This is a genomic window from Cryobacterium cryoconiti (assembly GCF_004403065.1).
GTDB classification, from domain to species: Bacteria; Actinomycetota; Actinomycetes; order Actinomycetales; family Microbacteriaceae; genus Cryobacterium; species Cryobacterium cryoconiti.
This window is the reverse complement of record NZ_SOHA01000020.1, coordinates 94,239-117,210: the sequence shown is the minus strand read 5'-3', so window position 1 is coordinate 117,210 and position 22,972 is coordinate 94,239. Positions and strand designations below refer to the sequence as shown.

Annotated in this window: 21 protein-coding genes and 1 riboswitch; of the genes, 14 read left to right on the top strand and 7 right to left on the bottom strand. The window is 68.6% G+C overall.

The annotated features are described in order from the left end of the window. The first annotated feature begins 198 nt into the window (after positions 1-198). Positions 199-1,416 carry an MFS transporter gene (locus E3T49_RS07810; RefSeq protein WP_134424400.1) on the top strand — a complete coding sequence of 406 codons (1,218 nt, stop codon included), beginning with the start codon at positions 199-201 and terminating at the stop codon, positions 1,414-1,416. Between the two features lie 99 nt (positions 1,417-1,515). After that, on the top strand, positions 1,516-2,955 hold the full coding sequence (locus E3T49_RS07805) for a DUF222 domain-containing protein (protein ID WP_134424399.1): 1,440 nt from the start codon (positions 1,516-1,518) through the stop codon (positions 2,953-2,955). A 513-nt stretch (positions 2,956-3,468) separates the two neighbouring features. On the opposite strand, the gene E3T49_RS07800 is transcribed toward E3T49_RS07805, so the two are convergent. Together E3T49_RS07800 and purU are read right to left on the bottom strand one after the other, a co-directional pair. After that, on the bottom strand, positions 3,469-3,819 hold the full coding sequence (locus tag E3T49_RS07800; RefSeq protein WP_241972705.1) for a YrdB family protein: 351 nt from the start codon (positions 3,817-3,819) through the stop codon (positions 3,469-3,471). 46 nt (positions 3,820-3,865) lie between these two features. Continuing rightward, positions 3,866-4,738, bottom strand: coding sequence for a formyltetrahydrofolate deformylase (purU, locus tag E3T49_RS07795; protein ID WP_134424397.1), 873 nt, complete (start codon positions 4,736-4,738; stop codon positions 3,866-3,868). A 167-nt stretch (positions 4,739-4,905) separates the two neighbouring features. On the opposite strand from purU, the gene E3T49_RS07790 reads away from it, so the two are divergent. Then, the gene (locus E3T49_RS07790; protein ID WP_134424396.1) at positions 4,906-6,231 is read left to right on the top strand and encodes an MFS transporter; all 1,326 of its coding nucleotides are present in this window, start codon (positions 4,906-4,908) and stop codon (positions 6,229-6,231) included. Between the two features lie 101 nt (positions 6,232-6,332). On the opposite strand, the gene E3T49_RS07785 is transcribed toward E3T49_RS07790, so the two are convergent. Continuing rightward, on the bottom strand, positions 6,333-6,752 hold the full coding sequence (locus E3T49_RS07785) for a GreA/GreB family elongation factor (RefSeq protein WP_134424395.1): 420 nt from the start codon (positions 6,750-6,752) through the stop codon (positions 6,333-6,335). A gap of 106 nt (positions 6,753-6,858) precedes the next feature. Then, positions 6,859-8,454: an amino acid permease gene (locus tag E3T49_RS07780; protein WP_134424394.1), complete on the bottom strand. Its 1,596-nt coding sequence runs from the start codon at positions 8,452-8,454 to the stop codon at positions 6,859-6,861. Positions 8,455-8,574: 120 nt separating this feature from the next. Here E3T49_RS07780 and E3T49_RS07775 point away from each other — a divergent pair, with 120 nt between their 5' ends. The 8 genes from E3T49_RS07775 (at position 8,575) to E3T49_RS07740 (ending at position 17,323) form a co-directional block, all read left to right on the top strand. After that, positions 8,575-11,487: a Na+/H+ antiporter subunit A gene (locus E3T49_RS07775; protein WP_134424393.1), complete on the top strand. Its 2,913-nt coding sequence runs from the start codon at positions 8,575-8,577 to the stop codon at positions 11,485-11,487. Further along, positions 11,484-11,993, top strand: a complete 510-nt coding sequence (locus E3T49_RS07770; protein WP_134424392.1) for a sodium:proton antiporter — start codon at positions 11,484-11,486, stop codon at positions 11,991-11,993. Before E3T49_RS07775 ends, E3T49_RS07770 begins: the two co-directional genes overlap by 4 nt. Beyond that, on the top strand, positions 11,990-13,561 hold the full coding sequence (locus E3T49_RS07765; RefSeq protein ID WP_134424391.1) for a Na+/H+ antiporter subunit D: 1,572 nt from the start codon (positions 11,990-11,992) through the stop codon (positions 13,559-13,561). Before E3T49_RS07770 ends, E3T49_RS07765 begins: the two co-directional genes overlap by 4 nt. Beyond that, the gene (locus tag E3T49_RS07760) at positions 13,558-14,184 is read left to right on the top strand and encodes a Na+/H+ antiporter subunit E (protein WP_134424390.1); all 627 of its coding nucleotides are present in this window, start codon (positions 13,558-13,560) and stop codon (positions 14,182-14,184) included. The genes E3T49_RS07765 and E3T49_RS07760 overlap by 4 nt, the downstream gene beginning before the upstream one ends. Beyond that, on the top strand, positions 14,184-14,447 hold the full coding sequence (locus tag E3T49_RS07755; protein ID WP_134424389.1) for a monovalent cation/H+ antiporter complex subunit F: 264 nt from the start codon (positions 14,184-14,186) through the stop codon (positions 14,445-14,447). The genes E3T49_RS07760 and E3T49_RS07755 overlap by 1 nt, the downstream gene beginning before the upstream one ends. Next, positions 14,444-14,782 carry a monovalent cation/H(+) antiporter subunit G gene (gene mnhG, locus E3T49_RS07750; RefSeq protein WP_134424388.1) on the top strand — a complete coding sequence of 113 codons (339 nt, stop codon included), beginning with the start codon at positions 14,444-14,446 and terminating at the stop codon, positions 14,780-14,782. Before E3T49_RS07755 ends, mnhG begins: the two co-directional genes overlap by 4 nt. Positions 14,783-14,788: 6 nt before the next feature. Next, positions 14,789-14,878: riboswitch (ZMP/ZTP riboswitch) on the top strand. A gap of 41 nt (positions 14,879-14,919) precedes the next feature. Beyond that, entirely contained in the window at positions 14,920-16,218 is a 1,299-nt protein-coding gene (gene glyA, locus E3T49_RS07745) for a serine hydroxymethyltransferase (protein WP_134424387.1), read from the top strand. A 220-nt stretch (positions 16,219-16,438) separates the two neighbouring features. Further along, positions 16,439-17,323 (top strand): bifunctional methylenetetrahydrofolate dehydrogenase/methenyltetrahydrofolate cyclohydrolase, encoded by an 885-nt coding sequence (locus tag E3T49_RS07740; protein WP_134424386.1) that lies wholly within the window; start codon positions 16,439-16,441, stop codon positions 17,321-17,323. A gap of 6 nt (positions 17,324-17,329) precedes the next feature. Here E3T49_RS07740 and E3T49_RS07735 read toward each other — a convergent pair whose 3' ends face one another. Beyond that, positions 17,330-17,878, bottom strand: coding sequence for a gamma carbonic anhydrase family protein (locus E3T49_RS07735; RefSeq protein ID WP_134424385.1), 549 nt, complete (start codon positions 17,876-17,878; stop codon positions 17,330-17,332). 148 nt (positions 17,879-18,026) lie between these two features. Between E3T49_RS07735 and E3T49_RS07730 the strand changes: the two genes are divergently transcribed. Continuing rightward, complete coding sequence (locus E3T49_RS07730; RefSeq protein WP_134424384.1) at positions 18,027-18,503, top strand: YbaK/EbsC family protein; 477 nt, start codon at positions 18,027-18,029, stop codon at positions 18,501-18,503. 167 nt (positions 18,504-18,670) lie between these two features. Here E3T49_RS07730 and galK read toward each other — a convergent pair whose 3' ends face one another. Both galK and galT read right to left on the bottom strand, forming a co-directional pair. Further along, complete coding sequence (gene galK, locus E3T49_RS07725; protein WP_134424383.1) at positions 18,671-19,831, bottom strand: galactokinase; 1,161 nt, start codon at positions 19,829-19,831, stop codon at positions 18,671-18,673. Next, on the bottom strand, positions 19,828-21,042 hold the full coding sequence (gene galT, locus E3T49_RS07720; RefSeq protein ID WP_134424382.1) for a galactose-1-phosphate uridylyltransferase: 1,215 nt from the start codon (positions 21,040-21,042) through the stop codon (positions 19,828-19,830). Before galT ends, galK begins: the two co-directional genes overlap by 4 nt. Positions 21,043-21,127: 85 nt before the next feature. Here galT and E3T49_RS07715 point away from each other — a divergent pair, with 85 nt between their 5' ends. Together E3T49_RS07715 and E3T49_RS07710 are read left to right on the top strand one after the other, a co-directional pair. Next, complete coding sequence (locus tag E3T49_RS07715) at positions 21,128-21,970, top strand: DeoR/GlpR family DNA-binding transcription regulator (protein WP_134424381.1); 843 nt, start codon at positions 21,128-21,130, stop codon at positions 21,968-21,970. Positions 21,971-21,979: 9 nt separating this feature from the next. Beyond that, positions 21,980-22,960: an aldose 1-epimerase family protein gene (locus E3T49_RS07710; RefSeq protein WP_134424380.1), complete on the top strand. Its 981-nt coding sequence runs from the start codon at positions 21,980-21,982 to the stop codon at positions 22,958-22,960. Positions 22,961-22,972 lie beyond the last annotated feature (12 nt).

Genomic DNA, 22,972 nt, shown 5'->3' with positions numbered 1-22,972 from the left:
TCTGAACTATGCCACACCACACGAACGACTGGCCGAACTGATCCTGGCCGCATAATGAAACTACGGACCCCGTCCGGAAAGACCGGGTCACCCCAGGCCCGGGTGAGGCCGATGTCGGCAGAATCTCCGTCGAATTCGTCAGCGGCGCGGGGGCAGCGCGCGGCGGTCGGACGCCGGGCCACGGTTTACCCTGAGATAATGCGATTCGCACGGATCCGCCGCGGCGGCGAGACCCCCGGCGACAGCCGACCCCGGCTGTCCCGCGAGGTCTACGTGCTCGGCGTGATCGCGTTCTTCGTGATGGTGGGCTTCGGTGTGGTCGTACCGGTGCTGCCCGTCTATGTGCGCAGCTTCGGCGTGGGGTACCTGGAAATCGGTGCTGTGGTCTCCGCGTTCGCGCTGATGCGCTTCGTGGCGAGCCCCTTCACCGGCTGGCTGATCGACTGGGCCGGCGAACGGATGATCCTCGCCACCGGCATCGGGATCGTCGCCGTCTCGAGCGGGCTGGTCGGCGTGGCCCAGAACTATCCGCAGCTGCTGCTCCTGCGCGGTGCCGGCGGTGTCGGTTCGGCCATGTTCACGGTGGCGGCCATGACCCTCCTGCTCGGCTCCACGGCCCCGGGATTCCGGGCCAGGGCCATCGGGTTCTATCAGGGGGGGTTCCTGCTCGGCGGGATGGCCGGTCCCGCGCTCGGCGGACTCCTCGCCACGATCTCGCTCACGGCGCCCTTCTTCTTCTACGCCGGCACGCTCGCCGTCGCCGGTGTGCTCGGGCTCGTGCTGCTGCGCCCGGTGCGGGGAGGGACCGCCGCCGCCGCCGGCCCAGTGCCCGAGCGCATCCCGTTCCGCACGGTGCTGCGGGACACCCGCTTCCGGGCGGCGTGCATCGCCAACTTCTCCACCGGCTGGAACTCCTTCGGCGTGCGCAACGCGCTGATCCCCGTGCTCGTCGTCGAGGTTCTGCGAGGCCCGACGGCGTGGACCGGCATCGCCTTCGCCTTCGCGGCCGTCGCGCAGACGGTGGCTCTTGCCCCCGCCTCGCGGTTCGTCGACACCGTGGGTCGCCGCCCGGCCATCATCGGGGCGTTCCTCGTTGCCGGAGTGACCATCCTCGCTGTTCCGTTCGCACCGAATATCGTCGTGCTCACGGCGCTGCTCTGTGTCTACGGGGTGGCCTCGGCCTTCATGGGAACCGCACCGGCCGCATCCGTCGGCGATGCCGCCGGAGCCGGCGGAGGGCGCCCTGTCTCGGTGTTCTCGATGTTCTCCGACCTGGGCGCCATCGTCGGCCCGCTGGCCGCCGGACTTCTGGTCGACAGCGTGTCCTATCCCGTCGCCTTCGGAGTGGGTGCCCTGCTCTTCTTCGCGACCTCGGCCTACGCGCTGCGGATGCCGCGGCCTGCCCGCCGCACGTGACGGTTCACGTCGCCGTTACTAGAAGATAGATTCGAGATTATTATCAATAATAGGTGACAGACTCTCGTTTACGCGTACTAACTCTGGTATTCTCGAACCATGACCATCACCGCAGTCGACCTCAGGCAGGCGACGGATGCCGTCGCTCGCCTGGGCTCCTCCTGCGCCGACTACGAGGCACTCGCCGATGCCGAGGTGCTGGCCGGTCAGAAGCAGATCGCGGCAGCCCGGCGGCTCCTCGACACCCGGTCGGCGTGGATGGCCGCGACCATCGCCCGCCGGTCACGGCCCGAGCTCGGCCACTCCGGTCTGGCCGCCCAACAAGGCTTCCTTTCGCCCGAGGCGCTGATCCAGACGGTGACCGGCTCAACGAAGAACGACGCGTTCAAGCTCGTCGCCGTCGGCACGATGATGGCCGAAGCCGAAGCGGCGGAGAAACTGGTCGAAGCGGCCGTGGACGCACCCGACAGTGATCCCGGTCTCGTCGCGGAGTTCGTGGCGAAGGTGCCGTGGCAGGCACCGATCGCCCGGGCCGTCACCGCCGGCACCCTCTCGGTCGATGCGGCCGAGTCGATCCGTTCCGGTCTGGGGCAGATCGATGCCGCGGTCACTGCGGAGAAGCTCGGCACCGCCCTCGAGGCGCTCCTCGTTGAGGCCGCGTCGCTGAATGTCGACCAGGTCTTCAAGCTCGCCCGGCGCCTGCGCGACCAGCTCGACGAGGCCGGCATCGCCGCCCGGGAGAAGCAGGCCCACGACGACCGGTTCCTGCGGGTCTACCGGCTCGGCAACGGCAAGGTGCGCCTGAACGGGCTCTTCGCCCCTGAAGACGGCGAGTTCGTCCTCTCGACTTTCGACTCCGTGACCAGCCCCCGCCGGGGCGGGGTGCGTTTCGTCGACAAAGAGAAGGCCGCCTGGGCGAAACGGATGCAGGACGACCCGCGCAGCACCGGTCAGATCGCCGCCGACGCTCTGGTGCAGTTGCTGAAGATCGCCGGTGAGGCCGACCAGGGCCGCGTCTTCGGCGGCCGCCGCCCCGCGGTGCGGGTGATCGTGACCGAGAAGGCCGTGAAGCCGGGCCAGCCGGGCGCCGCCGCTCGCGAAGGCGCCGCCCATGGTCAGATCGAGGGCAACCCCGTGCCGATCTCGCAGGAGACCATCGACCGGCTGCTCTGCGACACCGGAACCCGCGGCATCCACATCGACGACACCGGCCAGATCATCAACGTCGGCCGTGACGAACGACTCTTCACTGAAGCACAACGCGCCGCGATGGGAGTGCGTGACGGCGGCTGCCGGTGGGTCGACTGCGACCGATCACCGGCATGGAGCGAAGCGCACCACATCAACGAATGGTTGAAAGGCAACGGGTACACCGACCTTGCCGACGGAATACTCCTCTGCCATCCGCACCACCTGCTGCTGCATAACCAGAACTGGAGCATCATCCGCACCGGAACGGAGTATTGGCTTCGGCCGCCCGTGGAGGTTGACCCGGAGCAGACCCTGATCCCGCTGCCGAGCAAACGGGCAACTCTGTAGGAGCTGGTCTCTGGTCTCTGGTCTCTGGTCTCTGGTCTCTGGTCTCGACAGGCTCGACCACCGTCGTGGGAGCGTCTGGAGGGTGGGTCACCGGGTCTCGACAGGCTCGACCACCGGGTCTCGACAGGCTCGACCGCCGGGTCTCGACAGGGTCGACCACCGGGTCTCGACAGGCTCGACCACCGCGCGGAGGTCAGGCGGTGGGGCAACCGAGGTCGGGGGGGGGGGGGGGGGGCAGGGCGGCCACCGTCCCCCTGTCGTCCCGGCGGGCGCAACCGAGCAGGACAGGATGTGGTGGCCACCGTCATTCGCAGGTAGAGAGTGGGTTCACCCGGAACATAGCCGAGCATCCGATGGACCGGCACGGGGTGTCGCCACGGATCCGGATCGAAGACCTCACCGGGTTCAAGGGTGAGGATGACACAGTGGAGCGCGATTCCCTGGCCGAAGTGCGTCAGTCCCGGCGAGCCCGGAGTTCCGCGTACCGGGATCAGGGCGGAGGGGCGGTGGCGGTTAGCGCAGTTCCGCGCGGCCGGAGATGACGCCGCTGACCGTGGCGACCAGGGCGAAGACCACTCCTACGAGCGGCAGGCCGAGGTCCCACCAGGCGAGTGCCGCGGAACCGAAGACGCAGATCTCGATGACCGCTTTGCCGAACGGGTCGAGACGGAAGACCGCCTTCGGGGAACGGAACAGCGCCCAGACCAGGACGGCGAAGGCCGGGGTCAGGATGCCGACCAGCACGCCGGGCCAGGGCAGCGGCCACGTCGCGAAGCCCCAGATTCCCAGGCTGATGAACGCGAACAGTTCGAGCAGGAATCGCACGATGTCGTTGGGGCTGGTCTTCGTGCTGGTCTCGGTCACTTGCCCCATCCTACCGAGCACTCAGCGACTACCTGGAGGCGGGCACTCACTTGAAGATGATGGTGCGGGCGCCGTCCAGCAGCACCCGGTGCTCGGCGAACCAGGTGACGGCCTGGGTCAGGGTGCGGCTCTCCTCATCCTGCCCGATGGCGACGAGTTCGGCCGGAGTGCGCGAATGGTCCACCCGCACGACGTTCTGCTCGATGATCGGACCCTCGTCGAGGTCGCCGGTGACGAAGTGAGCCGTGGCCCCGATCAGCTTCACTCCGCGGGCGTGGGCCTGCTTATAGGGGTTGGCGCCCTTGAATCCGGGAAGGAAGGAATGGTGGATGTTGATGGCACGGCCCTCGAGCAGCTCACAGAGAGCGGGGGAGAGGATCTGCATGTACCGGGCCAGCACGACGAGCTCGATGTTGTGCTCGTCGATGGCCTCGACGACGCGGGCTTCGAAGGCCGCCTTGCTGTCGGCATCCGTCACCGGACGGGACTCGAACGGTACCCCGTAGAAACCGACCAGGTCGCGGAGCGTGCCGTGGTTGCTCAGCACCAGCGGCACCTCGATCGGAAGCTGGCCGCCGCGCTGCCGGAAGAGCATGTCGTTGACGCAGTTGCCGGCGGTCGACGCCAGGATCAGGGTGCGCTGGGGGCGTCCGACGACATCGATGACGGATTCCATCTCGTACCGGCGCACGACCGGTGCGAGCTCCTCCTCGAGCTCGGCCCGTGTGGCCGGGGACTCCACCTGCAGTCGCATGAAGAAGCGGCCGGTGTCGGCACTGGTGAACTGCTGGCTCTCGGTGATGTTGCCGCGCGCTCGCACGATCGCACCGCTGACGGCGTGCACGATACCCGGCTGGTCGACACAGACGAGGGTGATCACCCAGTGGTGGCGGGGGTTCGGCGCAAGCGAAGAAGTCATCCGACTAGGTTACCGGCCCCATGGCACCGGCCGTTGCGCGTTTGCTAGACTGGTCGATGGTCGGCGCAGCACGCCGGCCCCGGGCGCGCACGTCGGCGCGCAGTCAATCCGGACCGGCCCGCGGCACGACCGCGCAGCCACTGTTCCCGTCTGTGAGCCACAGCGCCATGTCATTCACCGCACCCATCAATCTGCCTCGGGATTCGGGCGACTCGCCTTCGACCCCCGACGCCGCCGCCCCGTTCCCCTGGGTGGGCCTGCTCGCCCTGGCCGCCGCCGTCTTCCTCTCCGTCACCTCCGAGATGCTGCCGACGGGGCTGCTGCCCGATATGAGCCGGGCTCTCGGGGTCAGTGAGGGGCAGATCGGTTTGCTCGTCTCCTGGTTCGCCTTCACGGTGGTGCTCACGAGCACGTCACTGGCCCACGTCACCCGCCGCCTGCCTCGGCACGGGCTGATCGTGCTCGTGCTCGTCGTGCTCGCAGTCAGCAACGTGCTCACCGCCATCGCCCCGAACTACGCGTTCATGGTGGGTGGGCGCATCATCGGCGGCATGGCGCACGGCTTGTTCTGGGCCGTGGTCGGCGCGTACGCCGCCCATCTCGTTCCCCGTGAGCAGATCGGTCGCGCCGTCGCCATCACCGTCTCGGGTGGAACGCTCGCGTTCGTGTTCGGAGTGCCCATCGCCACCGCCACCGGCCACCTGCTCGGCTGGCGGCTGTCGTTCCTGGCCCTCGCCGGCCTCATGCTGGTGGGCGCGGTCGTCGTCTGGCGCTTCCTGCCCCCGGTGTCGCATTACGGGGCCCGCGTGACGGATGCAGCAGCAGCCGCAGCCGCAGCAGCAGCCGCGTCCGCTTCCGCCGCGACCGACGGTCCCGGGTCCGCTGTGGAACACCCCGCGGCCGTTGTCCCCGAACCACGCCGCGACCCCACGATGCGCGCCGTGATCCTGCTCTGCACCATCACCGGCCTGACCATGGTCGGCCACTACACCTTCTACACCTACATCGCCCCGTTCCTGATCGACGAGATGGGCGTGGGATCCGGTGCGGTCGCGCCCCTGCTGTTCGCCTACGGGATCGCGGGCGCGGTCGGCCTGGTGCTCTCCGGGACGGTTTTCGGCCCCCGGCCGCAGCTCGGCCTCGTCATCGGTATCGCCGTGTCGGCGCTGAGCGTCACGGTGCTGGCGCTCTTCGCCGCGACGCTGCCGGTGGCGATCACCGCCTTCGTGCTCTGGGGTCTGGCCTTCGGCGTGCTTCCGCCGCTGCTGCAGACGCGGCTGCTGCACACCGCCTCGCGGCGTATCCGTGACACCGCGAGCGCGATCTACACCACCGCCTTCAACGCCGGAATCGGCGGCGGCGCCCTGCTCGGCGCCACACTCCTGGGCACGGTCGGGATGACAGCGGTGCCGCTGGCCTACGTCGGAATCCTGGCCCTGGCGTTCGTGCTCGTGATCGTCAGCGACGTGGTCGTGCGGCGCCGAGCGGACTGACGGCCGGCACCCGACCCGACACCGCCGGCCCACCGAACCGACACGAATGGGGGGTGCGGACGCATCCGGACCCCCCATTTCCGTCGGTTCAGGCTGTCGGTTCAGCGACCGCCGGTGTACGGGACCGCCGCGAGGATCTCGACCTGGACGGTGGAGTTGTTCGGCGTCGTGTACGACACGGTGTCGCCGACGTAGGACCCGATAATGGCCTTGCCCATCGGCGACGACGGGGAATACACGTCCACCTCCACCGCCGGGTCGAGGGAGACGAGTTCGCGCTCGCCGAGCAGGAACACCGTGGCCCGGGTGTCGCCGGAGAGCATGGCGGTGATCCGCATGCCTGGCTCGACCAGGCCGTCATCGGGTTTGATGGAGGCCTCGGCCTGGCTGAGGGTCTTGCGCAGCTCACGGATTCGCTCTTCCGTGGCCGCGTCGGGGCTGGGCTGACTGGCCAGTACGGCGAGTTCCTCGATCAGGAGGGCGAGCGCGCTGGGTGGCATCCACACCGATTCGGTGGTCATAGGGTTCTCCGTAACGTCGCGAGACGATCTGCCTCGCAGTGATCAATCGGCCATGTTAGCCGCACCGGCTGGCGGGAAGCGGAATGCTAAGTTGTGGGCGTGGCGGTTATTCCGTCCGGTTGTCGTCCGTCGGATCGGTTCCGCGCAGCTGGTCGGACAGCGGCCGGTTGGGCAGAATCGGGACCTGGCCGGTGAACCCCTCGCGGGCGCTCGCGATCTCGAGGATGCGGCCGCGGCAGGCATACCAGCCCACGATCAGCAGCGGGATGATGATCACGAGCGAGCTGATCGTGAGCGTGCCGACGGGCCAGTCGAAGGCCATCAGCACGAGCACGGCGACGAGGAAGGCCAGGCTGGCGTAGCCGGTGTACGGGGCCCCGAACAACCGGAATGCCGGTCGCTGCAGGATGCCGAGCTTCGACCAGGCGTGCAGGCGCAGCTGGCAGAGCACGATCATGCCCCAGGCGCTGATGATGCCGATGGCCGCCATGTTCAGCACGATCTCGAACGCCTTGTCGGGCACGACGGCGTTCAGGCCGACGCCAAGCAGGGTGACCACGCCGGTGAGCAGGATGCCGCCGAACGGCACGCCCGTGCGGCTCACCTTGCCGGCGAAGCGCGGTGCCGATCCCGCCAGCGCCATCGATCGCAGGATGCGCCCGGTGGAGTACAAGCCCGCGTTGAGCGAGGACAGGGCGGCCGTGAGCACGACCAGGTTCATGATCACGTCGACGCCGCCGACCCCGATGGTGCCGAAGAACGTGACGAACGGGCTCTCGCCGGCCTTATAGGCGGTGTACGGCAGCAGCAGTGACAGGAGCAGGATCGAGCCCACGTAGAACACGGCAATGCGGATGATGACGGTGTTGATCGCCTTCGGCATCACCTTCTCCGGGTTCTGAGTCTCCCCGGCGGTCGTGCCGACCAGCTCGATCGAGGCGTAGGCGAAGACGACGCCCTGCACCACGAGAACGGATGCGATCAGTCCGTTCGGCAGCCAGCCCCCGTTCTCCCCGATCAGGCTGAAGCCCGCTTCCTGGCCGGGGATCGGCGTGCCGAAGATGACCATCCAGGTGCCGACCAGCAGGAAGGCCACGATGGCGAGCACCTTGATCAGGGCGAACCAGAACTCGAGTTCACCGAACACGCTGACCGACAGGAGGTTCAGGGAGAGCACCACGGCGAGGGCGGCGAACGCGTACAGCCACTGCGGCACGTCGCCGAAGGGCGCCCAGTACTTGGCGAAGAAGTTCATGTAGATCGCCACGGCCGTGACGTCGACGATGGCGGTCATCACCCAGTTCAACCAGTAGAGCCAGCCCGTGACGAACGCCGTCTTCTCGCCGAAGAACTCGCGGGCGTAGGAGACGAACGAGCCCGACGACGGCCGGTGCAGCACGAGCTCGCCGAGGGCGCGCAGGATCAGGAACGCGAAGAAACCGCAGATCGCGTAGACGAAGACAAGGGAGGGGCCCGCGGTGGCGAGGCGCCCTCCCGCCCCCAGGAACAGGCCGGTTCCGATGGCTCCGCCGATGGCGATCATCTGCACCTGGCGGGCCTTGAGACCCTTGTGCAGTCCCTCGTCCTCGTGCACGTTGACGGCGTCGGAGATGTGCTCGAACGGCGTCTCGGTGCCGCGCCCGTGGTACTCGGGGTGGTCAGGTCTGTGGGGGAGTTGAGGCCCCCGGCTTGCACGCGTCATGGGGCTCTTCCGATAGATCGGGTTTCCGCCAACCCTAGCGGCCCCCGGACGGGGTGTGCGCCATCGGACCTCCGGTAGACTGAGATCGACACTCTGACTGGGAGAGAGCCGGGAGGCCGCATGGCGACGATCCTCCTCATTTTCGCGGCCGTTTCCGCGCTGACGCCCCTCCTCACCCGGTGGCTCTCGCTGCGAGTCTTCTACGTGATCGCGTTGCTCCCGGCGGCAGCCTTCGTCTACACGCTGGGCCAGACCCCGTTCGTCATCTCGGGCGGCTCGGTGACGGAGTCCGTCCCGTGGATCCCCGCGCTGGGAATCTCGCTATCGTTCCGCGTCGACACCCTCGCCTGGCTGCTCGCCCTCGTCGTGACCGGGGTCGGCGCCCTTGTGCTGATCTACTGCGCCCGCTACTTCACGGCCGACGAACCCGCACTTGGGCGTTTCGCCGCGGCCCTGCTGGCGTTCGCCGGCACCATGTACGGTCTGGTCACGGCCGACGACATCGTCGTGATGTTCATTTTCTGGGAGATCACGAGCGTGCTCTCCTACGTCTTGATCGGGCACTACACGTTCAAGAGGGCCAGTCGCGGCGCCGCCCTGCAGGCGCTGCTGGTGACGACCTTCGGCGGACTGATCATGCTGATCGGTGTCGTGATCCTCGCCGTGGAGGCCGGAACCACCTCCCTCGCCGCCATCGTCGCCGACCCCGTCACCGGGCCGGCCGCCACCTGGGCGGTGCTGCTCATCCTGGTCGGGGCGCTGTCGAAGTCCGCGCTCGTGCCCTTCCACTTCTGGCTGCCGGCCGCGATGGCGGCGCCGACCCCGGTGAGCGCCTACCTGCACGCCGCCGCGATGGTCAAGGCCGGCATCTACCTGGTGGCCCGCCTCGCCCCCGGCTACGCCGACACTCCGGGCTGGATGCCCGTGCTCGTCACCCTCGGCGTCGGCACCATGCTGGTCGGCGCGTGGCGGTCGCTGCGCCAGTACGACCTCAAGCTGGTGCTCGCCTACGGCACGGTCAGCCAGCTCGGCTTCCTCATGGTCGTGGTCGGCTTCGGCACCCGGGATGCCGCGCTCGCCGGGGTGGCGCTGCTCCTCGCCCATGCGCTCTACAAGTCCTCGCTGTTCCTGACCGTGGGCATCATCGACCACCGCGCCGGCACCCGCGACTGGCGCCAGCTCTCCGGCGTGGGGCGCACCGCGCCCGCGCTGGCCGTGATCGCCCTCGTGTCGGTCGCCTCCATGGCCGGTATTCCGCCGCTGCTCGGTTTCGTCGCGAAGGAAGCCGTGTTCACGGCATTCCTCGAGGCAGCCCTGGCCGGTGACGGATGGGGCTGGGTCGCCCTGGTCGGCACCGTGCTCGGCTCGGTTCTGACGGTCGCCTACAGCGCCCGCTTCTTCTGGGGCGCGTTCGGCACCCGGGTGAGCCTCGCGGACACCGCCCTGCACCCCGCGCGCTGGGACTTCCAGCTGGCACCGGGACTGCTCGCCGTGGCCACCGTGCTGCTCGGCCCGCTCATCTTCCTGCTCGACCCGGTGCTGGCGTCCTACGCCGACACCGTGCCCGGCGGCGGCGACTATCATCTCGCCCTCTGGCATGGCTTCGAACCCGCGCTCGCCCTGAGCGCCGCGGTGGTGCTGCTCGGTGCCGTGCTGTTCTGGAGACGGCAGGGCGTGTCCCGGCTGCAGGGCAGGGTCCCGGCCTACATCGACGCCGGCCAGGGCTACGGCTCCACCGTGCGCGGCATCGACCGGGCCGCGGCCCGCATCACCCACTTCGCCCAGCAGGGCGGGCTGCCGCAGTACCTCTCCACCATCCTCGTTGTCTTCGTGCTGGCACTGGGCTTCGCGGCCTTCATCAACCGCAGCTGGCCCGACGCCATCGTGCTCTGGGACTACCCAGGCCAGGTCGTGATCGCCCTCATCATGGGCATCGCTGCGGTGATGGCGGCTCGCGTCGGGGAGCGCATCACGGCCGTGCTGCTCGCCGGCGTCACCGGATACGGCCTTGTCGCGCTCTTCGCCTTCCACGGCGCTCCCGATCTGGCCCTGACGCAGGCTCTGGTCGAAACGATGACGATCGTCGTTTTCGTCCTCGTCCTGCGTCGGCTGCCCCAGAAGATCGCCCAGCACAACCGGCCCATGAAGCGCCGCCGCCGCGCGCTGATCGGCGTGCTGGTCGGTGCCGTGATGGGCACCATCGGCGTGATCGCGCTCGGTGCCCGGCAGGCCCCCAGTATCGCCGGCGAGTTCCCGCGCCTCGCACTGGAGGAGGGTCACGGGCGGAACATCGTGAACGTCATGCTCGTGGACATCCGTGCCTGGGACACCATGGGAGAGATCTCCGTGCTGATCGTCGTGGCCACCGGCGTGGCCAGCCTGCTGTTCGTCTCGGGTCGAAACGCCGACCTGCCGAGGATGGGCGAGTCCGAGAAACGGCGCAGCCTGATGCACCGCCGCAAAGTCGTCGCCGACCCGCATGCGCCCTCGGACGGGCATGCCGTGACGCGCCAGTCCTGGCTGCTGGCCGGTCGTACGATCGCCGAGAAGGACCGGTCGATCATGCTCGAGGTACTCGTGCGACTGCTCTTCCACCCGGCCATCATCGTCTCCGTCTTCCTCCTCTTCGCCGGCCATAACGAGCCGGGCGGCGGTTTCGCCGGCGGTCTGATCGCCGGTCTGGCACTCGTCTCCCGCTACCTCGCCGGAGGACGCTACGAGCTGGGCGAGGCCGCGCCGATCGACCCCGGGAAGATCCTCGGGCTCGGCATCGTGCTGGCCGTGGGAATGGCCGTCGTTTCGCTCTTCTTCAGTGGGCTTCCGCTGGAATCCGCCTACTTCGAAACCTCGGTGCCCGTGTTCGGTTCCCTCTCCTTCGGCACCTCGACCATCTTCGATGTGGGGGTCTACCTCGTCGTGGTCGGCCTGGTGCTGGACATCCTGCGCAGCCTCGGCAGCGAGGTCGACCGGCAGAGTGATATCGAGACCGATCCGCGCCCGCGGTCGCAGCAGGGTGTGGAGGCTTCGGCATGAGCGCCTCCCTCACCCTCGTCGTCGTGATGGCGGTCATGTACGCGGCCGGCGTCTACGTGATGCTCGAACGCAGCCTCACCCGCGTCTTGATCGGCTTCCTCCTGGTGGGCAACGCCACCAACCTGCTGCTGTTCCTGATGAGCGGCCGCCCCGGCACTGCACCGATCGTGACCGGCACCGCCTCCGACGCTGACATGGCCGACCCGCTGCCACAGGTGCTCATGCTCACCGCCATCGTGATCAACTTCGGCATCACGGCGCTGATCCTCGCTCTCATCTATCGGTCCTGGTGGCTGGCTCAGCTCGGCGACGAGGGCGACACGCTCACCGATGAGCATGCCGCCGAGACCCTCGCAGGCACGGAGGAGTCCTTCCGGTCGGTGACCGACGACGAAGCGGCCAGTCAGGAAGACCTCGACGCGAGCGAACGTGAGCAAGCAAGCGGGCGCGCACCCGCGAGCGAGCGCGACCCTGCCGACGCCCCGGGGGAGGCGATGAACCGATGAATATCACCGCGAATACTCTCGTTCCCCTTGTCGTCGCGATCCCGCTGTTGGGTAGCGCGCTGACCCTCGCCCTCGGCCGACGCCGGCCCCAGCAGATCGCCGTGAGCGTGCTGGCCCTGACCGCGGTTGTCGTCATCAGCGCCGTGCTCCTGGGGCAGGTGGATCAAAGCGGCCCGGCCGTGGTGCATGTGGGCGGCTGGGATGCCCCGTGGGGCATCGTGCTCGTCGTCGACCGGCTCTCGGCGATCATGCTCCTGATCTCGGCGCTGATGCTGCTCGGCGTGCTGCTGTTCGCCGTCGGTCAGGGAATCGTCGACGGTGATCGGGAGACGCCGGTCTCGATCTTCCACCCGACCTATCTGGTGCTCGCGGCCGGCCTCTTCAACGCGTTCATCGCGGGTGACCTCTTCAACCTGTATGTCGGGTTCGAGATGCTGCTGTCGGCCAGCTACGTGCTGTTGACGCTCGGCGGCACGGGAGCGCGCATCCGGGTCGGCGTGACTTATGTCATCGTGAGCCTCGTCTCCTCCCTGCTGTTCCTCAGTGCCATCGCGCTGATCTATGGGGCAACGGGCACCGTGACCATGGCCCTGATCGCCGACCGGGTCGGGGACCTCCCGGCCGACGTGCAGCTCATCCTCAATCTGCTGCTCCTGCTGGCGTTCTGTGTGAAGGCCGCGGTGTTCCCGCTGTCGTTCTGGCTGCCCGACTCCTATCCCACCGCTCCCGCCCCGGTCACGGCGGTGTTCGCCGGCCTGCTGACGAAGGTCGGTATCTACGCGATCATCCGCACCCAGACCCTGCTTTTCCCGGAGAGTCCGCTCTCGGTGCCCCTGATGGTGGTGGCGTTCCTGACCATGATCGTGGGTATCCTCGGCGCGCTCGCGCAGGCGGACATCAAGCGGCTGCTGTCGTTCACGCTGGTGAGCCACATCGGCTACATGATCTTCGGCATCGCGATGGGCACCCAGGCGGCCATCACGGCCACCATCTACTACGTTGTGCACCACATCACCGTGCAGACCGCGCTGTTCCTCTGCGCCGGGCTGATCGAGCGAGTGGGTGGAACCACGTCGCTGGCCCGTCTGGGCGGGCTGCTCAAGGCGGCGCCGTTCGTGGCCCTCCTCTTCTTCGTGGGGGCGCTCAACCTCGGCGGGATTCCACCGTTCTCCGGGTTCCTCGGCAAGTTCGCCCTCTTCCAGGCGGGTGCCGAGATCGGCGACCCGGCCGCCTACATCGTGATCGCCGCCGGGGCCGCGACCTCGCTGCTCACGCTGTATGCCCTGGCGCGCGTCTGGAACATCGCGTTCTGGCGGTCCCCGGAAGAGGTGTCGGACTACGAGTCCCCGATGCTGGACCGCCTCGTCGAAGACCCCGAGGACACCGGTACGGTCAAGACCCGCACGATCTCGCCCCTGATGACGGGAGCGACGACGGCGCTTCTGGCGTTGACCATTGCGCTCACCGTGTTCGCCGGGCCGGTCTTCGGACTCGCTTCACGTGCTGCCACCAACATCGAGAACCCGTCCACCTACATCGACGCCGTCTTCCCGAACGGAATGCCATGACCACCAGGAAGGAACGACTCAAGGCCACTCTGAACCAGGTGCCGCTGTTCCTGGGGCTGATACTCCTGTGGATGCTGCTCTGGGGGTCCTATTCCGGGCTCACCGTGCTCACCGGGGCGTTGCTGGCCGTGATCGTCTCCGTCGGCTTCTACCTGCCTGCCGTCGAGCTGGGGCTGCGGGTGAACCTCTGGTACTCCTTCGTCTATTTCTCGAGGCTTCTGTTCGACATCGTGCTCGGTTCGGTGCAGGTTGCGGTCCTGGCGCTCTCACCGCGCTACACACCCAGTAATGCCATCGTGGCCGTGCATCTTCGGACCCGCAGCGACTTCGTATTGACGCTGACCGGGGTGTCGACGTCCATCGTGCCCGGGGCGATCGTGGTCGACGTGGACCGGGTGCGATCCACCCTGTACCTGCACGTGCTCAACGTCCATCGGCCGGAACAGGTGGAGAAATTCCGGAAGGGCGTCCTGGCCGAGGAGCGCCGAATCGTCATGGCCCTCGGATCACGGGCGGACGTTGAACGCCTCCGCCGGGTCAGCGGCGAAGACCGGAGTGAAAAAGACCAGCACGCACGCACCCAGCATGCGCGCGAGAAAAGGAAGCGGGGAGGAATCACCTGATGCACATCGTCGCCATCATCGCCGGGATACTATTCGGGGCCGCGGCCCTCATATCCCTCTACCGGATCGTGCGCGGGCCGACCGTGCTCGACCGGGTTATCGCTTCGGACGTCCTCGTCGCCACCGTGATCTGCGCTCTCGGCGCGGAGATGGCCTTCAACCGTCACACCGACACTCTCGCCGTGCTCCTGGCACTCGCCCTGTTCGCCGTTCTCGGATCGTTGAGTGTCGCCCGTTTCCTGCCCGTTCGGGACACCGAATGAGCGACGAACTGCGTGACGTGATCTCGGCGGTACTGGTGCTCGCCGGTGCGGTGATGTGCCTCGCGGCCGGGGTCGGCCTCATCCGTTTTCCGGATGTATTGTCCCGGCTCCACGCCGCCACGAAACCGCAGATTTTAGGGCTGATGGCGATCACGGCCGACGTGGCGTTGAACAACTTCACCGTGGGCACCGTCACTCTCGTCATCGCCATCGTCGTGTTCCAGGCCCTGACTGCGCCGGTGGTGGCGCATCTGGTGGCCCGGTCCTCCTACGACACCCACCATGTGCGCATCGACGTGCTCATACTCGATGAGCTGGGCACCCGGCCCGACTGATAAGATCGACCCTGTCGCGACTGGCGTAGCACGAAAGATGGGTCACCATCGGGGAGCGACTGACACGGTTAGTGACCGCACGCCTGGGCCACGACGATTGATCATCACGTCGTAATCAAAAAGTCTGAGGAGACCCCGTGCCCGATTCCGTGCCTTCGACCGTTCTGCGGTCCACGTTCAATGAGCCCCTCTCGCGGGTCGACCCCGAGATCGCCGCCGTCCTCGAGCAGGAGCTCGGACGCCAGCGCGACTACCTCGAAATGATCGCCAGCGAGAACTTCGTGCCACGCGCGGTGCTGCAGTCGCAGGGCTCGGTGCTCACCAACAAGTACGCCGAGGGCTACCCGGGACGCCGCTACTACGGTGGCTGCGAGTACGTCGACGTCGCCGAGCAACTCGCCATCGACCGCGCCAAGTCCCTGTTCGGCGCCGCGTACGCCAACGTGCAGCCTCACTCCGGCGCCACAGCGAACGCCGCCGTGCTCTCGGCCATCGCGGCCCCCGGCGACACCATCCTCGGCCTGGAGCTCGCCCACGGCGGCCACCTCACCCACGGGATGAAGCTCAACTTCTCCGGCAAGCTCTACAACCCGGTCGCGTACGGGGTCGACCCGACCACCTTCCTGGTCGACATGGACGTCGTGCGCGAGAAGGCGCTCGAAACCAGGCCCAAGGTCATCATCGCCGGCTGGTCCGCCTACCCGCGTCACCTCGACTTCGCAGCCTTCCGCAGCATCGCCGACGAGGTCGGCGCCATGCTCTGGGTCGACATGGCCCACTTCGCCGGACTCGTCGCCGCCGGCCTGCACCCGTCCCCGGTGCCTTACGCGGATGTCGTATCCACCACGGTGCACAAGACGCTCGCCGGTCCCCGCTCCGGTCTGATCCTGTCCCGGGACATGGCGTTGGCGAAGAAGCTCAACTCGAACGTGTTCCCCGGCCAGCAGGGCGGGCCGCTGATGCATGTGATCGCCGCCAAGGCGACCGCGTTCAAGCTCGCGGCCGAGCCCGAGTTCAAGGAACGTCAGGAGCGCACCCTGCGTGGTGCCAGCATCCTCGCCGACCGGCTGATGGCGGATGACTCCCGCGCCGGCGGCGTCGACGTGCTCACCGGCGGCACCGACGTGCACCTTGTGCTCGCCGACCTCCGCAACTCGCCGATCAACGGCCAGCAGGCCGAGGACGCCCTCCACGCGGTGGGCATCACGGTCAACCGCAACTCGGTGCCGTTCGACCCGCGCCCGCCGATGGTCACCAGCGGCCTGCGCATCGGAACCCCGGCCCTGGCCACCCGTGGCTTCGGCGACGAGGAGTTCACGGTCGTCGCCGACGTCATCGCCGAGGCCCTCAAGCCCGACGCCGACATCGAGGGCCTCCGCGCCCGCGTCAAGGTGCTCACCGACGCGTTCCCGCTGTACCCCGACCTGCAGCAGTAACACCCGCCGCGCCCTCTCGGAGCGGGCCCGACCCCGCGCCCTGCGCCTGGCCCCCGGCCCCCGGCCTGAACGAATTCGACGGAGATTGTGCGTTGAGAACGCGCTGACGGCATCCGTCACCGGCGTGTCGCGTAAAATCTCCGTCGAATTCGCACGCGTCTCCGGCCTCCGGGCACGCAGCACTGACGAACTTGAGAATGACCGAGTGAATGGATCCACAATGACGGCAATCACCCTCGACGGAGTCAAGACGGCGTCCGCGGTCAAGACCGAGCTCATCGACCGCATCGCGGAGTTGCGCGCGCACGGCATCGTGCCCGGACTCGGCACCCTCCTGGTCGGCGACGACCCGGGATCGCGTTCGTATGTCGCGGGCAAGCACCGCGACTGCGCCGAGGTCGGCATCGAATCCATCCGCATCGACCTGCCCGCGTCGGCGACCAGCGCCGATGTGCGCGCCGCGATCACAGACCTCAACTCCGCGCGTGAGGTGACCGGGTACATCATCCAGTTGCCCTTGCCGGTCGGCCACAACGACAACGCCATGCTCGAACTGATCGACCCGTCCAAGGATGCCGACGGCCTGCACCCGACGAACCTCGGCCGGCTGGTGCTCGGCATCGAGGGCGAACTGGACTCGCCGCTGCCCTGCACCCCGGCCGGAATCGTCGAACTGCTGCGCCGCTACGAGGTGCCGATCGTCGGGCGACGTGTGGTCGTCGTCGGGCGAGGACTCACCGTCGGCCGCCCTCTCGGCCTGCTTTTCACCCGCAAGGGGCTGGACGCCACGGTCACTCTCACTCACTCCCGCACAGTCGACCTCGCCGGCGAAGTGCGCCGCGCCGACATCGTCGTGGCGGCCGTCGGCGTGCCGCACCTGGTCCAGGCCGACTGGGTGAAGCCCGGCGCTGCGGTGCTCGACGTGGGCATCACCCGGGTGACTGACCCGATCACGGGCAAGGGCATGCTGACCGGTGACGTGCACCCGGATGTCGCCGAGGTCGCCGGTCACCTGTCCCCGAACCCGCGCGGCGTCGGACCGATGACCCGCGCGATGCTGCTCTGCAACGTGGTGAAGGCCGCCGAGCTGTCCCTCGGCCGGTAGCCCGGCTCAGTCCTGCGGAACCGCGCTCACCGACGCGTGCAGGGCGGAGTGGCGCAGGTACTCCTCGGCGTTGTGGCCGAGACCGGCCACCTCGTCATCCGTCAGGGCGCGTCGTACCTTGGCCGGAACGCCGGCCACCAGCGACCGCGGCGGGATGACGGTGCCCTCGAGCACCACGGCTCCGGCGGCGACGAGTGACCCGGCCCCGACGACGGCGCCGTTCAGCACGGTCGCCATCATTCCGATCAGCGAACCGTCCTCGATCGTGCAGCCGTGCAGCACGGCCCCGTGTCCGACGGACACATTGCGCCCGACGATCAGCGGGAACCCGTGATCCACGTGGCAGGAGACGTTGTCCTGCAGGTTGGAGCCTGGACCGATCCGGATGGGCTCCGCCTCGGCCCGTAACACGGCGTTGTACCAGACGCTGGCATGCTCGGCCAGGGTCACGTTGCCCACCAGTACGGCGCCCGGTGCGACGTAGGCGCTCTCGGCGACGACGGGTCCCGGTCGGTCAGGAAGGGTGATGATGCGGGCGGCGCTGTCGGCAGTCATACGCGTCAGCCTAGCGCCCCCGTTGTGCCGGGCTCCGCCCGCCCCGAACGACCGTCCACCCTCCGCCGAACCGTGAGTATTACCTGTCCGCTGCGTGTATTCAGGAGCGTTTCCCACGGCTCGGCGAGGAGGGTCGTAGGATTTCGGCATGGTGAACACCGCGCATCCGTCCGTCGACCGGGTTCGGGAGGCACTCCGCGCCCAGGGCCTGGACCCGGAGATCCGCTGGTTCGACGACGCGGCCACGACGGCGGCCGCCGCCGCGGAGGCGCTCGGCATCGACGTCGGTGCCATCGCGAATTCGCTCGTCTTCACCCTGGACGGCGAGCCGCTGCTCGTGCTCACGTCGGGGGCGCACCGGGTCGACGCGGCCTGGCTGGGGGAGCGGCTGGGCGGCACGATCGGACATGCCTCGAAGGATGTCGTCAGGCAGGCCACCGGACAGGTGATCGGCGGGGTCGCGCCGCTCGGACATCCGTCGCCGCTGCGCACCCTGGTGGACGTCGCCCTCGCCGAATTCCCCGTGGTCTGGGCCGCCGCGGGCCATGCGCACACCGTGTTCCCGACCACCTTCGACGAGCTCGTGCGGATCACCGACGGCGAGCCGACCGCGGTTGCCCCCTGACCATGCCCGGGCCGCCGGCGACGGATGTCCGGCTCGCCCCGTGCATAACTCCTGCAAATTCTGCGAAAAGTCTCGAAATCAGGCTGAATCAGGCCTCGGCCGACGAAATTGCAGGAGTTATGCCGAGGCCGCCCGAGTCGGGGCATGCTGCCATTCGGCGCCGAGCGCTATTCCTGGCGCCCCGCCCCATCGGCCGCGCGCACCACGAACAGGTCCGGGACCCCGAAGCCCTGGGCCGCGAAAGCGGCGATGACAGCCGCGGTCACCTGGGGGATCAGGGCGCTCGGGGTCAGGGCGATCGCCGCTCCGCCGAAACCACCACCGGTCATCCGGGCACCGATGGCCCCGGCACCGCGGGCGGTCTCCACGGCGAGGTCCAGCTCGGGCACCGAGATCTCGAAGTCGTCCCGCATGGACAGGTGCGAGGCGTCCAGGAGGTCGCCGATCGCGGTCGGTCCCTGCGCGCGCAGTGTGCGCACGGTGTCCAGCACGCGCTGGTTCTCGGTGACCACATGCCGTACGCGGCGGAACGTCTCGTCGTCGAGCACGTCGGCGGCCCGGGCGAGGTCGTCCACGGTGAGGTCGCGCAGGGAGGTGACGCCCAGCATCCGTGCACCGAGTTCGCAGGATGCCCGGCGCGAGGCATACCCGCCGGTCGAGTGGGCGTGGCTCACCCGGGTGTCGATGATCAGCAGCTCGAGGCCGGCGGCGTCGAAGCCGAGCGGGATCACCTCGGCCTCGAGGCTGCGGCAGTCCAGGAACACGGCGGCGTCAGCCTCGCCGAGCAGTGACGCGGACTGGTCCATGATGCCGGTGGGGGCGCCGACGGCCCGGTTCTCGGCGAGCTGGCCCACTCGGGCGAGCACACGCCGGTCGAGCCCGAGCTGCCAGAGGTCGTTCAGGGCCACGGCGACCGCGCTCTCGATCGCGGCGGACGACGACAGTCCGGCTCCGATCGGCACGTCAGAGTCGATGAACACGTCGAAGCCGGGCACGGCGGTCAGGTCCGCGCCGAACTGGCTGAGGGCCCAGGCCACGCCGAGCGGGTAGGCCGACCAGCCCGCCAGGTTCTCCGGGGTCAGGTCGTCGAGGGGAAGTTCAACGGTCTCCGCGGCGAACGAGCTCGCCACCCGCAGCAGGCGATCGTCGCGCAGGCTGAGCGCGACGACGGTGCGCCGGTTGATCGCGAACGGGAAGACGAAGCCGTCGTTGTAGTCGGTGTGCTCGCCGATCAGGTTGACGCGACCGGGGGCCGACCACAGCCCGGCGGGGGCCGCGTCGAAGCGGCTCGTGAAGCCATCCGTCACGGTCGTGATGAGGTCGTTCATGCGTGGGCCTGCCCTTCGAGCGTGGTGCTGATGGTGGAAACGGATGCCGCGGCGCCAGCGAGCTCGTCGGCCGCGTCCGCCGCGGCGGAGCGTTCGACCGCGCGGCGAATGTTGTCGGCCGCCTGCTCAGGTGTGACGTCGCCGATCCAGGCGCCCATTGCGGCCTCCGACCCGGCCAGGAACTTGAGCTTGTCCGCGGCCCGGCGGGGGCTGGTCACCTGCAGCATCAGTCGGATCTCGTCCCGGCGCACCGAGACCGGGGCCTGGTGCCAGGCGGCGATGTACGGCGTGGGGGTGTCGTAGAGGGCGTCGATGCCGCGCAGCAGCCGCCGGTAGAGCACGGCCAACTCGTCGCGTTCGGCGAGGCTGGTCGCGGCGAAGTCGGGCACGTGACGGTGCGGCAGCATGTGCACCTCGATGGGCCAGCGGGCGGCGAACGGCACGAACGCCGTCCAGTGCTCTCCGGTGAGGATGACGCGGCCGCCGGACTGCTCACTGGCGAGGATGTCGGCGAACAGGTTCGGCCCGTACTGGTCGAGAGAAGCGATCACGCGCTGCGTGCGCGGCGTGACGTACGGGTAGGAGTAGATCTGGCCGTGCGGGTGGTGCAGGGTGACGCCGATGGCCTCGCCGCGGTTCTCGAACGGGAAGACCTGTTCCACGCCGGGCAGCTGTGAGAGGGAGTGCGTGCGTTCGGCCCAGGCCTCGATCACGGTGCGGGCGCGCACGACCGAGAGGCTCGCGAAGGAGCCCTCGTTCTCGGGGCTGAAGCAGACGACCTCGCAGCGACCGACCGATGTGCGGATGCGGTTCAGGCCGATGGTGTTCAGGTCGTCGAGCCCGGCGGGGGCGTCGGCATCGGTGAGCAGAGGCCCGAACGAGGGCGATTTGTTCTCGAACACGGCGACGTCGTAGTTGCTGGGCACCTCGGACGGGTTCCCCGGGGTCGACGGTGCGAGCGGGTCCAGGTGCGCGGGGGGCAGGAAGACCCGGTTCTGGCGGGCGGCGGCGATGGAGACCCATTCGCCGCTGAGGGGGTCCTGGCGCATCCGGGCCGTGGCGGGGCGCGGGTCGAGTTCGCGCAGGTCGGCCGCGCGTTCCGGCGGCAGGGTGGTCTGCGGGTCATCGAAGTAGATGAGATCCCGACCATCGGCGAGGGTGTGGCGGTGACGGATGATGCCGGTGTCGGCTACGAAGTCTGGTGTGTTCATGGCACACAACACGCTATCCGATTTGCGTATCTGAAACCAGAGGCTTCGCATTGAGAACTAAAGCAAACTAAGCGAAGATGGGGAGATGGCATCCGTTGAACCTCCTACCCCGGCCGATCCTGCCGGCGACCGCGACACGATTCCGGCCTACCAGCGGCGTGAGCAGATCCAGCGTCTGGTCGGAGAGCGCGGTTTCGTGCGGGTGCGGGAGCTGCGCGAGGCGTTCGGGGTGTCCGGTGTCACGGCTCGGGCCGACCTCGATCTGCTCGAGTCCGCCGGTTCGCTGCAGCGCGTGCACGGCGGAGCGGTTCCGGTCGCGTCGGCCGGCGGTCGCCCGCAGCGCGAGTCCTCGTTCGAGGAGGCGCTCGCGTCATCGGTGCTGCCCAAGCAGCAGATCGGGGCGCTCGCCGCGTCCCTGGTCACAAGCGGGCAAAGCGTCATCCTCGATGTCGGCACCACCACCCTCGCGGTCGCCCGTGCCCTGCTGGCTCGCACCGAGTTGACCGACGTCGTGATCATCACGAACGGGTTGAGCATCGCCCTCGCCCTCGAGCCTGCCATCCCACGGTTCACCGTGATCGTCACCGGCGGGTCGCTCCGCCCGCTGCAGCACTCCCTGGTCGAGCCGCTCGCCCGGACCGTGCTCAGTCAGGTGCATGCCGACCTGGCCTTCATCGGCTGCAACGGTGTGGCCGCCGACCACGGGGTCACCAACATCAACCTGCCCGAGGCGGGCGTGAAGACGCTCATGCTCGCGGCCGCGACCCGGGCGGTCGTCGTGGCCGACGGCTCCAAGCTCGGTCAGGTGCATCTCGGGCAGGTCGGTCCGTTGGCTGCGTTCGACACCCTGGTGACGGATGCCGCAGCCGACGAAGCCGCGCTGGCGCCGCTCCGTGAGGCCGGTCTGACCGTTCTGCAACCGGAGTAGGTTGGCCTCATGCGCGCAGTAACGGGTTTCCAGTATGACTTGAGGGCGGCCACGCCGAGCGGGCCGGCCCTGGCGATCGTCACCGAGGTGGCAGCGGGTCTCCGCATGTATTCCGTGGACGGCATAGACCTGGTCGAGCCGTTTGCGGCCGCGTCCGCCCCGCCGTGGGGCGCCGGAATCGTGCTGATGCCGTGGCCCAATCGCATCCGGGACGGCCTCTGGCAGCACGGGGGAGTCGTGCAGCGTCTGGCGCTCACCGAGCCCGAGCTCTCCAACGCCATTCACGGGCTGCTGCGGTATTCGCCCTACCGCATGCTCGAGCGCAGCCCGAGCTCGGTCACCCTGGCCGCCACGGTTTTCCCGCAGGCCGGCTACCCGTTCCTGCTCGACACCACCGTGCGATACGCACTGACCGATGACGGCCTCGCTGTCACGCACACGGTGCGCAATGTCGGCCGGGACACGGCCCCGGTTGCCCTCGGCGCGCATCCGTACCTCAAGATCGGCGGGGTCCCCACGGAGGACCTCGTTCTCACCATCGCGGCGAACACCCACATCGACGTCGACGACCGGCAGAACCCCGTCGGGGAATCCGCCGTCGCCGGTACGCGGTTCGACCTGCGCGGGGGCCGCCGGGTCGGCGACATCGACCTGGACGACGGCTTCGGCGGGGTAGCGTCCGAGCCGGCCGAGGTGCTGCCCGACGTGGCCGGCGATGAGCCCGGCAGCACGGTGGCCTCGGTGACCGCACCCGACGGCCGCAGCGTCATGGTCTGGGGCGACCGCAACATTCGCAACGTGCAGGTTTTCACGCCGCGCAACTTCCCCTTCGAAGGCCGGGAGGGCCCGTACCTGGGGCTGGCCGTTGCGATCGAGCCGATGACCGCTCCGGCCGACGCGTTCAACTCGGGAGCGGGGTTGCGCCGGCTGGAACCGGGCGAGTCCTGGACGGTGCGCTGGGGCATCCGTCACACCGGCTTCGGCCTGTAGCCGCAACACCCG